The sequence below is a fragment of the Solimonas flava DSM 18980 genome (genome assembly GCF_000426685.1).
GTDB lineage: Bacteria > Pseudomonadota > Gammaproteobacteria > Nevskiales > Nevskiaceae > Solimonas > Solimonas flava.
In genome coordinates this window covers 26,474-38,872 of the sequence record NZ_AUFV01000002.1, presented here as the reverse complement: position 1 = coordinate 38,872, position 12,399 = coordinate 26,474, and the positions used below count along the sequence as shown (strand labels likewise).

Genomic DNA, 12,399 nt, shown 5'->3' with positions numbered 1-12,399 from the left:
GAGCCTCCTTCAGGAAGGCGCCGTCTCCAGGATGCGGCGCCACAGCGCGGCGACGGCCTGACGCTCCGCCACGAAGCGCGAGGCCTCGACCAGCGAGCCCTGCGCCTGCAGCGACTGCGCATGCATCCACGCGCGCAGGCTGCGATAGGCGGCGATCAGCGCGTCGCGGTCGGCGTCGTCGAGGCTGCCGGCCCGCGCCAGCGCTTCGAGCTGGCGCCAGTTGTCGCTCCACTCGACGATCGCCGCATCACGATGCGCGTCGCGCAGCACCAGATACTGGGCGATGAACTCGATGTCGATCAGCCCGCCCTCGCCCTGCTTGACGTCCCAGCGGCCGCTGCCCGATTTGTCGAGGTTGGCACGCATCTTCGCGCGCATGTCGACAATGTCGTGACAGAGCGTCGCGGCGTCGCGCGTGCGCATCAGCACTTCGCGGCGCACGGCGGCGAAGCCGGCGGCGATCGCCGTCGTGCCGGCGACGCAGCGCGCGCGCGTCAGCGCCTGGTGCTCCCAGGTCCACGCCGACTCGCGCTGATAGGCCGCGAAGCTGGCAAGACTGGTGACGAGCAAACCCGATTTGCCGTTCGGGCGCAGTTCCATGTCGATTTCATAGGCGCGGCCGGCCGGCGTCTGCGTCGCCAGCCAGTTGATCAGGCGCTGCGCGAGGCGCGCGTAGAACACGCCGTTGTTGATCGCGCGGGCGCCGCCGACGGTATCGCCCTCGAGCTGGTCGCAGTCGTGCAGAAAGACGAGATCGAGATCCGAGCCGTAGCCGAGCTCGATGCCGCCGAACTTGCCGTAGCCGATCACCGCGAAGCCGGCCGCCATGCCGTCGGCGCGGTGCGGCGCGCCGTATTGCTCGCGCATCTCCAGCCAGGCGCGCTGCAGCGCCTCGTCGACCAGCGCCTCGGCGAGCCAGGTCAGGCGGTCGCTGACCTGCACCAGCGGTAGCTGCCCGGCGAGGTCGGCGGCGGCAATGCGCAGCGTCATCTCCTTCTGGTAGCGGCGCAGCAGGTCCATGCCGGCCTCGGTATCGGTCGGCGCCAGCTCGGCGGTGCGGCGCGCCAGCTCGCGGCGCAGCTCGTCGCGATCGGGCGGCGCGTACAGCGTGCGCGGATCGAGCAGCGCATCGAGCAGCACCGGCGATTGCGCGATGAACGCGGTCAGCCACGGGCTGGCCGCGCACAGGCGCACGAGCTGCGCGCGCGCCACTGCGTTGTCATGCAGCAGCGCGATGTAGGTCGAGCGCCCGGCCAGCGCCTGCACGACGCCGAGCGTGCGGCACAGCGCCGACTCCGGTTGCGCCTGCTCGCGTGCCGCCGGCAGCAGCGCGCCGAGCAGTACCAGCAGCTTCTGTTGCGCGCCTTCGGACATCGCCCGCACCAGACGTACACCGCGCAACTCTTCGAATGCTTCGAGTACACGGCGGGGCTCGCGCCCGAAGCCGGCGCCGCCGAGTGCATCGAGCGCCGCGTCGCCGTCGACGAGGCCGAACCACAAGGCACGCACCAGCTGCGCGTCCGGGCCGTCGGCTTCGCCGCTGCGCTCGGCGAAGATGCGGTCGAACTGCCGCTGCACGAAGCCGCGCACCGTGCCGAGGTGCGCCTCGAGCGCCGCCCAGTCGGTGACATCGAGCGCCGCACACAGCGCGTCGCGCGCCTCGTCCTGCCGCGGCAGCGCGTGCGTCTGCTGATCGGCGTACATCTGGATCGCGTTTTCGAGGCGGCGCAGGAAGACGTAAGCCTCGTCCAGCTCGGCAGCGACCAGCGCGTCGAGATGGCCGGCTTCGCCGAGGTAGCGCAGCACCGGCCGCAACCGCGTGTCGCGCAGCGCGCCCTCGGCGCCGCCGCGCACCAGCTGGAACGACTGCACGATGAACTCGAGCTCGCGAATGCCGCCGTTGCCGAGCTTGACGTTGTCCTCCTGGCCGCGCCGCGCGACGTCGTCGGCGATCAGGCGCTTGAGCTCGCGCAGGCTGCCGATCGCGTTGTAGTCGAGATAGCGCCGGTAGACGAACGGCCGCAGCGCCTGCAGCAGGCTGCGGCCGGCTTCGATGTCGCCGGCGACCGGCCGCGCCTTGATCAGCGCATAGCGCTCCCACTCGCGGCCGTGCACCTGGTAGTACTCCTCCAATGCGGCGAACGAGGCCGACAGCGCACCGGCCGAGCCGAACGGCCGCAGCATCAGGTCGACGCGGAACACGAAACCGTCCTCGGTGACCGCGGCGAGCAGCTTCTGCACGTCCTGCGCGAGCTTGGCGAAATACTCGTCGCTGCTCAGCGCGCGCGCGCCGTCGGTCTCGCCGGCGGCGCGGTGGCAGAAGATCAGGTCGACGTCCGACGAGAAGTTCAGCTCGCGGCCGCCGAGCTTGCCCATGCCGAGCACGGTCGGGCGGATCGGCGCCCCCTGCGCGTCGCGCGGCGTGCCGTGGCGCGCCTGCAGGCGCCGTTCGCCGGCGCCGAGCGCAGCCTCGATGCAGGCCTCGGCGAGGCCGGAGAGATCGGCCAGCGTCTCGTCGAGCGGCGCCAGACCGGCGATGTCGCGAAACGCGATGCGCGCCATCTCCGCACGGCGATAGCGGCGCAGCGCGCGCATCAGCGCGGCGTCTTCATCCAGCGTGACCAGCGCCGCAAGCGCGTCGGCATAGGCGCCGGGCGCCAGCGTCGTGGCCCAGGCGGCGAACGACTCGCCCTCGTCGAGCAGGCGCGTACAGGCCTCGCGCACGAAGCGGCTGGCGGCAAACACGCGCGGCGCGTCGACCGCGAGCGCCGGTGCGCGCGCGGTGAAGCGATTCAGCAGATCGGCATCGGACATGGTCGTGACGAATGCACCGGCGTCGCTGCCGCGGCAGCGACGCGCGGCGGACGGCAACGGGAATGGGCGGCGCGCTTCACGCGGCGGCGTGAACCGGCGGCCGGCGCTGCGCCCAGGGCTGCGCCTGCTCGAGCTGCGCGGCGAGACGGATCAGCAGGCCCTCGCCGCCGGGCGCGGCGCCGAACTGCACGCCGAGCGGCAGGCCGTCGGCCGTCCAGTGCAGCGGCACCGACATCGCCGGCGTACCGGTGAGGTTGGCGAGCTGCGTGAACGGCACCCATTTCAGGTTCTCCTGCACCATCTGCTCGACGATGCTGGTCTTCAGCACCAGGCCTTCGAGATGCAGCGCCATCAGCACGCGCAGCACCGCCTGCTGCCAGCCCGGCGTGCGGATCTCGCCGACGCGCGCCGGCGGCATCGCCAGCGTCGGCGTCAGGAACAGGTCGTAGCGCTGGTGGAACTCGCCGAGGCGGCGCGCGTAGTCGTTCCAGCGCAGGTAGCCCTCGACGTAAGTGTTGGCGCGCGTCGCGCGACCGAACGCCGCCATTGCGTGCGTGTCGAGTTCGAAGCCGTCGTTGCCGCTGCCGGTGCGGCGCTTGACCTCGTCCATGGTCGCCGCGCAGGTCGCGAACCACATGGTGATGAAGTCCTTGCCGAGCTGCATGCCGTCGATCTCGGGCTCGGCCTCCTCGACGTGGTGGCCGAGCGATTCGAGCAGCCGCGCGGTGTTGCGCACCGCCTGCATGGCCTCGGCGTCGACTGCTGTGCCGATCGGCGAGCGCGTCGAGAACGCGATCGTCAGGCGTCCCGAATCGCGGCCGACCTCGTCGAGATACGGCCGCTCCGGCGGCGCGATGTGGAACAGCGAACCGACCTCGGGGCCGTGCGTGGCATCGAGCATCGCCGCGCTGTCGCGCACGCTGCGCGTCAGCACATGGTCGATCACCGCGCCGTGCATGCGCTCCATGAAATGCGGACCCTGCGGCGTGCGGCCGCGGCCCGGCTTGAGGCCGAACAGGCCGCAGTGGCCGGCCGGGATGCGGATCGAGCCGCCGCCGTCGTTGGCGCCGGCGATCGGCACGATGCCGGCCGCGACCGCCGCCGCCGAGCCGCCGCTCGAACCGCCCGGCGTGTGCGCCGGATTCCACGGGTTGCGGCACGGCCCCCAGGCTTCCGACTCGGTGATGCCCTTGGCGCCGAACTCCGGCACGTTGGTGCGGCCGAACACGACAACGCCGGCGCGCAGCCAGCGCTCGACCATCTCGGCGTGCTCGGCCGGCGCAAGGCGCGCGTTCTTCAGCGCGCGGCAGCCGTACGAGGCCGGCACGCCGGCGTATTCCTGGAAGATGTCCTTGGCCAGGAACGGCAGGCCGGCGAACGGTCCGCTCAGCGCCGTGGCGGCGCGCGTGCGCGCGATCTCGTGCATCGGCATCACCACCGCGTTGAGCTGCGGCTGCAGCCGCTCGGCGGCGGCGATCGCGGTCTCCAGCAGTTCGAGCGGCGTCACCTCGCGGCGCAGCACGAGCTCGGCCAGGCCCAGTCCGTCGTAGCGGGCGTAGTCGGCGGCGGAAATCATGGTTCTCCTCCCCTAAGGTTCGTCTTGCGACATAGAGTAACGGCTCGCCCGTGCGCACAGCGGAGATTCGATGATGCCGAGCCCGACGACCGATCCTGCGGCGGACTTCGTCGCCGCGACGCCCGCGCCGGCCTGGGCGCGCACGCTGCGCCGCTTCAACGACTGGTGGCTGGTCGATATCGGCGGCGGCCCGCGCGTGCTCAAGTTCGCCTGGATCATCAACGCCCAGAAAGCCGGCACCTTCTTCTTCCTCGGCGCGCTGATGGCGTTCTATGCCGGACGCACGCCGGCGGCGACCTCGACCGCGGCGTGGATCTATCTCGCGCTGCACGGCAGCTACGGACTGGTCTGGCTGATCAAGGATCTCGCCTTCCCCGATCCGAACTGGCAGAAGCGCGTGACCTGGGGCGCTGCGGCGACCGGCGCCTTCGGCCTGGCGATGTACTGGAGCTTCGGCTGGCTGCTGATCTCCGGCACCGCGCAGCCGCGCTATCCGCTGCCGGACGGCGCCTGGTACTGCCTGTGCATCAGCCTGTGCCTGCTCGGCAGCGTCATCATGATCGCCGCCGACGCGCAGAAGTACTACACGCTGCGCCTGCGCCGCGGCCTCATCACCGACGGCCTGCACCGCTACGTGCGCCACCCGAACTATCTCGGCGAGATGATGCTGTACGCCGGCTTCGCGCTGCTGGTCGGCCACTGGCTGCCGTGGCTGTGGCTCGCCTACGTCTGGAGCACGCTGTTCGCGACCAACATGGCGATGAAGGAAGCGAGCCTGTCGCGCTACCCCGGCTGGGCCGCCTACCGGCGCCGCAGCTGGTGGCTGATCCCCGGCCTGATCTGAGCCGCGCGCGTCAGCGCCGCCCGGAGGGGCGCCGCGAGTCACGCGACAGCGGCGCAGCCGCGGTTCGCCAGACGAGTCGGCGCGTACGACCTCCCGCCACCGCCGGTTTTCAGGAGCGGAAGATGAAGTAGACGGCATCGCATATGCGTCAGCGTGGCCCGGAGGTGCGCCGCGAGTCACACGACAGCGGCGCAGCCGCGGTTCGCCAGACGAGTCGGCGCGTACGACCTCCCGCCACCGCCGGCTTTCAGGAGCGGAAGATGAAGTAGACGGCACCGCACATGCGTCAGCGCGGCCCGGAGGTGCGCCGCGAGTCACGCGACAGCGGCGCAGCCGCGGTTCGCCAGACGAGTCGGCGCGGACGACCTCCCGCCACCGCCGGCTTTCAGGAGCGGAAGATGAAGTAGACGGCGCCGCACATGCAGAGCGCTGCCCAGAGGTAGTCCAGCTTGATCGGCTGCTTCATGTAGAGCACCGCGAACGGCACGAACACGGTCAGCGTGATGACCTCCTGCATGATCTTCAGCTGCGGCAGCGACAGCGTCGTGTAGCCGATCCGGTTGGCCGGCACCTGAATCAGGTACTCGAACAGCGCGATGGCCCACGAGATCAGCGCCGCGACGTACCAGGCCTTGTCGCGCAGGTCCTTGAGGTGCGCGTACCAGGCGATGGTCATGAAGACGTTCGACAGCACCAGCAGTCCGGCCGCCTGCGCGGCCACGGCATAGTTGATCGGCATGGAAGGTTTTCCGGGAACGACGCGCGAGTCTGCGGCGGCGGCCCGCACCGGCGCAACGCGCGCTACTGTCCGCCACGAAAAAAGCCGGCGGGAATCCGCCGGCCTTTCTTCGTGGCGAGCCTCGCGTCAGAGCGGCAGGATCGACGCCTCGCGCGTGTAGTGCACGTAGCCGAGGCTGGCGCCGGCGCGCAGACCGACGCCGGTGCGGATCGGCGCGAGCACGATGTCGCCGCTCTTCTGGTAATTGACGCCGACGCCGGCGACGACGTAAAGGCTGCCGTCGACGGCCGGGAAACGCTGGAACAGCTGGCTCGACGAGCGCAGGTTGTAGACCAGCGTGAAGACCTTGGAGGCATTGCCGCCGAAGTCCCAGCCGATCGAAGGGCCCTGCCAGTAGACCTTCTGGCTGTCGCCGCCCTTGAACTGCAGCGTGCCCTTGCCGTAACGCAGACCGACGATCGCGGCGCCGCCACCTTCGTTGCCGTAGATGTAGGCGTTCGGCCGGCCGTAGTCTGAGAACGTGCGCTCGATCGCCTTGGCGAGGCCCTCGCTGGTCGAGCCGAAGAACTTCGACGCCGCCTGCGTGACCTCATCGGCACTGTAAGTCTGCGACTCGGACGACTGCGCCGGCGGCGCGCCCTCGGTCGACTGCGGCGCCTGGATGTCGCCGGGCCGGGTGTCCTGACCGATCGCCGCCTGCGTCGACAGCAGGCCCGCGGCGAGCGCGAGGCTGCCAGCGATGCCGGTGAGCCAAGGCTTGCGCGTGATGTTCATGATCTGCTGCTCCTGATGGTACCGATAATGTGCACTAGGCCACGGATGCTCTGAATCGTGACTGAACTCTTGGCCGGCGCCGTGCGATGCCGCACCGTCAACCGCCGGCAGCGATGCGCGCGCGCACGAAGTCGGCATGCGGCACGAACAGCAAATCGGCGAGCTGGCGGATCAGCGCTTCCTCGCGCGGCTCGACACGGCCATCGGCGAGCGCGACGCGCCACAGCCAGCCCAGCAGCTGGCGCTTGCCGTCGACGTCGAGCTCGGCATTCAGCGTGCTGACGAAGTCGTGCAGCGAAACCGCCGTGCCGGCGCTGTCGAGCGCGCGCTGGATCAGCGCGTCGGTCTGCGCGGCGTCGAGGCCGAGGCTGTCCGCGAGCTGCGTGCGGATCAGCGCCAGTTCCTCCGGGCTGCGCTCGAAGTCGGCGCGCGCCGTCTCCAGCAGCAGCACCGCCATCGCCAGGCTGCGGTCGGGAACCGTCTTCGGGGGCGGCGAGAACGCCGCGGTCAGTTTGTGCAGCAGGCTCATCGTCGGGGCGAGGAATCAGAACGACAGACCGAGTCGCAGGTTATAGACATCGTTGCTGCCGAAGCGTTCATATTCCGGCGTGAGGTCGAAGAAGAACATGGCGATGCGCACACCGGCGAAGAAGCGGCCGGCGTCGACGCTTTCGTCGTGCAGGTCGTAGCTCTGCTTGATGCCGTCGGCCGCCTTGGTGCGCGACGACACGTAGCCGCCGCCGACATACGGGGTCAGGAACGCGAAGCCCTTCGACAGCACCGCATCGACGCCCCAGGCGCTGTAGTCGAAATCGTCGATGTTGTTGGTCGAGGTGTAGTTGGCGCCGATCGCCAGCGCCGGCATCGCCACGCCGCCGTCGAACACCGCGTAACGCACCTGCGCGCCGTAGGCCGCGGCGCCGCCGGAGCTCGGAATGCCGGTATAGAAGAAGCCGACGTCGAAGCCGAGCGGCAGGCCCGCGGTGACGACGCCGCCGGCCATGCCGATCTCGCTGATGTCGCGGCCGGTCAGCGTGCGCCAGGCGTCCTCGTTCCGGACCGGCGCATAGCTGCCGATCGCGGCGACGCTGAAGCCGAGCACGCCGGCCGGCTCGGCCGGGCCGAGGATCTTGTAGTTGACGACGGCGGTGACGTCCTTGGCGACGTCGCGGAACGCCTCGGCGCAGCTCATGCCGGCGGCCGGCGTGCAGTCGATGCGGAAATCGTCGGCCCAGGCCAGCGGCGCGGCGGACGACAGGGCGAGAACGGCAATGAGGCGGCGCATGATGGAACTCCCTTGGATCTCTCAGGTGGTACCGGCGCGCGTCGAGCATAACAGCAGCGCGCGGCCATGAATTTCTAGTCGGCGAAATGCTCGCGGATGAACGGCAGCACGACCTCGTTCAGATCGGCGAGGCGGTTGTGGAAGAAGTGGCCGACGCCGTCCATCGTCACCAGCTGCGGCGGCGGATCATAGGCTTCGAGGATCTGGCGCGTCGCCTCGTAGTCGACGACCTCGTCGTCGCGCCCGTGCACGACCAGCCACGGACAGCGCGGCCGCGGCGGCGGCGGCGCATCGGCGAAATACTTGGCGAACGGCGGCGCGATGCTGATCTGCGCGGCCGGCTGCAGCCGCGCGGCCGCCGCGGTGCTGACCCAGGCCCCGAACGAAAAGCCGGCCAGCAGCAGACGGCCTTGCGGCAGGCGCTCGCCGAGCCACTGCGCGAGCAAGACGGTGTCGTCGGTCTCGCCGCGGCCCTCGTCGTGCACGCCCTGGCTGCGTCCGACGCCGCGGAAATTGAAGCGCAGCGCGTAGAGTCCGGCGTTCTGCGCGCACGAGGCGAGCGCGTAGGTCACCTTGTTGCTCATCGCGCCGCCGTACAGCGGATGCGGATGGCAGACGACGGCGTAGCCGGGCTGCGCCGAGGCCACGCGCGGGCCCGAGATCATCGCCTCGATCAGGCCGGCCGGGCCGGGAATCAGCACGGTCTTGTTGTCGCCGGCGGCGGGGAGATCGGGGTGCATGCGCGTCGCAGGTTCGGTCGGGGGGCGCCATTTTGCCTCAATGCACGTTTTCGCTTGCCAAGGCTCCCGGCGACCGGTCAGCATCGGCGCCCATGAACGCTCCGCCCGCCGATCTGACGTCGCGCTATCCCCGCCTCGCCGAGATGATCGGCATCGACCTGCGCACGCTGGCGCTGTTCCGCGTCGTGCTCGGTCTGGTCCTGCTGTGGTGCGTGCTCAGCTCGTTCCGCGACCTGACGGCGTTCTGGACCGACGCCGGCGTGATGCCGCGCGCCTGGCTGATCGAAACCGACAGCCTCTGGCGGCTGTCGCTGTACCTGGCCAACGGTCAGGCCTGGTTCGCCGGCCTGCTGCTGCTGATCCAGGCGGCCTGCGCGCTGCTGTTCGCGCTCGGCTGGCGCACGCGCGTCGCCGGCATCCTGTCGTTCGTGCTGTGGGCCTCGTTCATCAACCGCAATCCGGTGGTGCTGATCGGCGGCGACCTGCTGCTGTGCTGCCTGCTGTTCTGGTCGATGTTCCTGCCGCTGGCGGCGCGCTACTCGGTCGACGCGGCGCTGTCGACCAATCCGCCGCCGGCGCAGAACCTGCACGTGTCCTGGGCCTCGCTCGGCCTGCTGATGCAGGTGATGTCGGTCTATTTCTTCAGCGCGATCCTCAAGTCCGGCCGCGAGTGGTGGCCGGACTTCACGGCCGTCTACTACGCGCTGATGCTCGACCGCCACGCGCTGCCGCTCGGTCACTGGCTGCTGAACTTCCCCGGCCTGATGAAGTTGCTGTCGGTCTACGTCTACTTCCTCGAACTGCTCGGCCCGATCCTGATCTTCACGCCGTATTTCCTGCGGCCGGTGCGCTTCGCGCTGATGCTGGCGTTCATGACGATGCACGTCGGCTTCCTGCTGTGCCTGCAGATCGGCCACTTTCCGTTCGTCAGCCTCGCCTCGCTGACGACGTTCACCGGCGGCTGGGTGTGGGACGCGCTGGCGCGCCGCCGCGCCGCACGCGAGAACGGCGGCGCGCTGCGCATCTACTACGACCGCGACTGCGGCTTCTGCCTGAAGTCGGTGCTGCTGATGCGCCAGCTCCTGCTGCTGCCGGACGCGCAGATCGCACCGGCACAGGACACGCCGCGCGCACGCACGCTGCTCGAAGCGAACCACTCCTGGGTCGTCATCGACCGCGACGAGCAGGCCTACCTGAAATGGCCGGCATTCACCGCACTGCTGCACCGCTCGCCGCTGTTCGGCTGGCTGTGGCCGCTGCTGCGCCGGCCGGCGCTGGTCGCGCCGGGCAACGCCGTCTACCACTTCGTCGCCCGCCATCGCGGCGCGTTCGGCCGCGTCAGCGCCGTGCTGCTGCCGCAGCGGCCGACCGCGTTCGAGGTCGGCGCGGTCTGGTACCGCGTCGCCGGGGCCTTCGTCGCGCTGGTGCTGATCTGGAACCTGCACACGATCCATGTGCTGCCCGGCGCCAGCTACCGCGCGATGGTGCCGCTGTTCCGCGTGCTGCGCATCGACCAGCTCTGGAACATGTTCGCGCCGTTCCCGCTCAAGGACGACGGCTGGTGGGTGTTCCCGGCGCGCCTCGCCGACGGCACCGAGCTCGACCTGCTGCATCCGCAGCGCGGCGCGCCGGACTACGACAAGCCGGACAACTACGCGCTCGACCAGGAAAACATCCGCTGGCTGACCTATCGCGGCCGGCTCTGGGACCGCGCCTACGCCAGCCATCGGCTGTGGTACGCGAAGTATCTCTGCCGGCAGTGGAACGATCGTCTCGGCGCCACGCCCGAGGATCGCGGCCGGCGCCTGATGACCTTCAAGATGGTCTACATGCTCGAGCGCACGCCGCCGCCGGGCCAGGCCGCGAACGTCGAGCAGCAGGTGGTCTGGCGCCACGAGTGCTATCCGGACGAAACCAAGGGCCAGATTCCGTGAGCGCGGTCGCCGCCGGCGCCGGTCTCGACCTCGTCGACATCGGCGCGAACCTCGCGCACGACAGCTTCCACGCCGACTTCGATGCGATGCTCGAACGCGCGCGCGCGGCCGGCGTCACCCAGATCGTCGTCACCGGCAGTTCGCTGGCCAGCGCCGAGCAGGCGCTGCTGCTGGCCCAGCAGCGTCCGGGCCGGCTGTACGCGACCGCCGGCCTGCATCCGCACCACGCCGCCGAATGGAGCGACGCGCTCGGCGCGCGCCTGCGCGCGCTGGCGGCGGCGCCGGAACTGGTCTCGATGGGCGAATGCGGGCTCGATTACTTCCGCAACTTCGCGACGCACGATGAGCAGCGGCACGCCTTCGCCGCACAGCTGGCGCTGGCGATCGAGCTGCGCAAGCCGCTGTTCCTGCACCAGCGCGACGCGCACGCCGATTTTCTGGCCATGCTCAAGGAACATCGTGCCGAGCTCAGCGACGTCGTCGTGCACTGCTTCACCGACACGCGCGAAGCGCTGAACGACTACCTCGCGCTCGACTGCCACATCGGCATCACCGGCTGGATCTGCGACGAGCGCCGCGGCGCGCACCTGCTCGAAGCGGTGCGCGACATCCCGGACGCGCGCCTGCTGATCGAGACCGACGCGCCCTACCTCTTGCCGCGCAACGCGCCGAAGCATCTGACGCGCGACCTGCACCGGCGCAACGAGCCGGCCTTCCTGCCGTGGGTGCTCGAAGCGGTGGCGCGCGCCCGCGCTCAGGCGCCCGGCGAAGTCGCGCGGCTCAGCGCGGCGAATGCGCGCCGCTTCTTCGGGCTGTCGGGACCGCCCTGACCGCGCCGGCGCTGGCGCTGGCGCGCCCCTGACGCAAAAGGGCCGCCTCGCGGCGGCCCTTCAAGATGCATCGGCCCGGCTCAGCCCTTCTTCGGCTGGGCGACCAGACGCAGATACGGCTTCAGCGCCTTCCAGCCCTGCGGGAACAGCTTCCTGGCGTCCTCGTCCTTGAGCGCCGGCACGATGATGACGTCCTCGCCCGGCTTCCAGTTGACCGGCGTGGCGACCTTGTACTGATCGGTCAGCTGCAGCGAGTCGATGACGCGCAGGATTTCGTCGAAGTTGCGGCCGGTCGACGCCGGGTAGGTGATGATCAGGCGGATCTTCTTGTTCGGGTCGATGATGAACACGCTGCGCACGGTGAAGCTGTCGCTGGCGTTCGGATGGATCATGTCGTAGAGATCGGCGACCTTGCGGTCGGCGTCGGCGATCAGCGGGAAGTTCAGCGCCGCGCCCTGCGTCTCCTCGATGTCCTTGCTCCAGCCGTAGTGGTCCTCGAGCTTGTCGACCGACAGGCCGATCGCCTTGACGTGGCGCTTGTCGAACTCCGGCTTGAGCTTGGCGGTATAGCCGAGCTCGGTCGTGCAGACCGGCGTGTAGTTCTTCGGGTGCGAGAACAGCACGCCCCAGGAATTGCCGAGCCACTCGTGGAAGCGGATGCGGCCTTCGGTGGTCTCGGCTTCGAAATCGGGTGCGATGTCGCCCAGTCTCAAGGTCATGTCGGGTCTCCGTCCGGCGGTGAGGAAGGCCCGTATTAAGAACCCCGCCCCTGACGACTTCAAGGCATAAGCCAAGACCGCTTGGCGATAAGGCGCGCGCCCTGCCCGCGCGCCGTCCGCAGGCGCGCGGGCGCGGACGGCAGC

At 69.9% G+C, this 12,399-nt stretch carries 11 protein-coding genes; 3 read left to right on the top strand and 8 right to left on the bottom strand.

Features of this window, described 5'->3' with window-relative positions:
* Window positions 1-9 precede the first annotated feature (9 nt).
* Both glnE and K343_RS0102875 read right to left on the bottom strand, forming a co-directional pair.
* A complete protein-coding gene (gene glnE / locus K343_RS0102880; protein ID WP_028006774.1) occupies window positions 10-2,814 on the bottom strand; it encodes a bifunctional [glutamate--ammonia ligase]-adenylyl-L-tyrosine phosphorylase/[glutamate--ammonia-ligase] adenylyltransferase in 2,805 nt (934 codons plus the stop codon).
* A gap of 76 nt (window positions 2,815-2,890) precedes the next feature.
* Window positions 2,891-4,390, bottom strand: coding sequence for an amidase (locus tag K343_RS0102875; RefSeq protein ID WP_028006773.1), 1,500 nt, complete (start codon window positions 4,388-4,390; stop codon window positions 2,891-2,893).
* A 70-nt stretch (window positions 4,391-4,460) separates the two neighbouring features.
* Between K343_RS0102875 and K343_RS20710 the strand changes: the two genes are divergently transcribed.
* Complete coding sequence (locus tag K343_RS20710) at window positions 4,461-5,234, top strand: methyltransferase family protein (RefSeq protein WP_211226152.1); 774 nt, start codon at window positions 4,461-4,463, stop codon at window positions 5,232-5,234.
* A gap of 385 nt (window positions 5,235-5,619) precedes the next feature.
* On the opposite strand, the gene K343_RS0102860 is transcribed toward K343_RS20710, so the two are convergent.
* From K343_RS0102860 to K343_RS0102840, 5 genes are all read right to left on the bottom strand, one after another.
* The gene (locus K343_RS0102860; protein WP_020650468.1) at window positions 5,620-5,973 is read right to left on the bottom strand and encodes a DMT family protein; all 354 of its coding nucleotides are present in this window, start codon (window positions 5,971-5,973) and stop codon (window positions 5,620-5,622) included.
* A gap of 126 nt (window positions 5,974-6,099) precedes the next feature.
* Complete coding sequence (locus K343_RS0102855; RefSeq protein ID WP_028006772.1) at window positions 6,100-6,747, bottom strand: DUF1134 domain-containing protein; 648 nt, start codon at window positions 6,745-6,747, stop codon at window positions 6,100-6,102.
* A gap of 97 nt (window positions 6,748-6,844) precedes the next feature.
* A complete protein-coding gene (locus K343_RS20705; protein WP_051277891.1) occupies window positions 6,845-7,276 on the bottom strand; it encodes a tellurite resistance TerB family protein in 432 nt (143 codons plus the stop codon).
* A 15-nt stretch (window positions 7,277-7,291) separates the two neighbouring features.
* Window positions 7,292-8,032: a DUF6588 family protein gene (locus K343_RS23170; RefSeq protein ID WP_028006771.1), complete on the bottom strand. Its 741-nt coding sequence runs from the start codon at window positions 8,030-8,032 to the stop codon at window positions 7,292-7,294.
* Between the two features lie 74 nt (window positions 8,033-8,106).
* Window positions 8,107-8,772 carry an alpha/beta hydrolase gene (locus tag K343_RS0102840; protein ID WP_028006770.1) on the bottom strand — a complete coding sequence of 222 codons (666 nt, stop codon included), beginning with the start codon at window positions 8,770-8,772 and terminating at the stop codon, window positions 8,107-8,109.
* Window positions 8,773-8,864: 92 nt separating this feature from the next.
* Between K343_RS0102840 and K343_RS0102835 the strand changes: the two genes are divergently transcribed.
* The gene (locus K343_RS0102835; protein WP_028006769.1) at window positions 8,865-10,706 is read left to right on the top strand and encodes a DCC1-like thiol-disulfide oxidoreductase family protein; all 1,842 of its coding nucleotides are present in this window, start codon (window positions 8,865-8,867) and stop codon (window positions 10,704-10,706) included.
* Window positions 10,703-11,536, top strand: coding sequence for a TatD family hydrolase (locus tag K343_RS0102830; RefSeq protein WP_028006768.1), 834 nt, complete (start codon window positions 10,703-10,705; stop codon window positions 11,534-11,536). The genes K343_RS0102835 and K343_RS0102830 overlap by 4 nt, the downstream gene beginning before the upstream one ends.
* An 80-nt stretch (window positions 11,537-11,616) precedes the next feature.
* Here K343_RS0102830 and K343_RS0102825 read toward each other — a convergent pair whose 3' ends face one another.
* A complete protein-coding gene (locus tag K343_RS0102825) occupies window positions 11,617-12,255 on the bottom strand; it encodes a peroxiredoxin (protein ID WP_028006767.1) in 639 nt (212 codons plus the stop codon).
* Window positions 12,256-12,399: the final 144 nt, after the last annotated feature.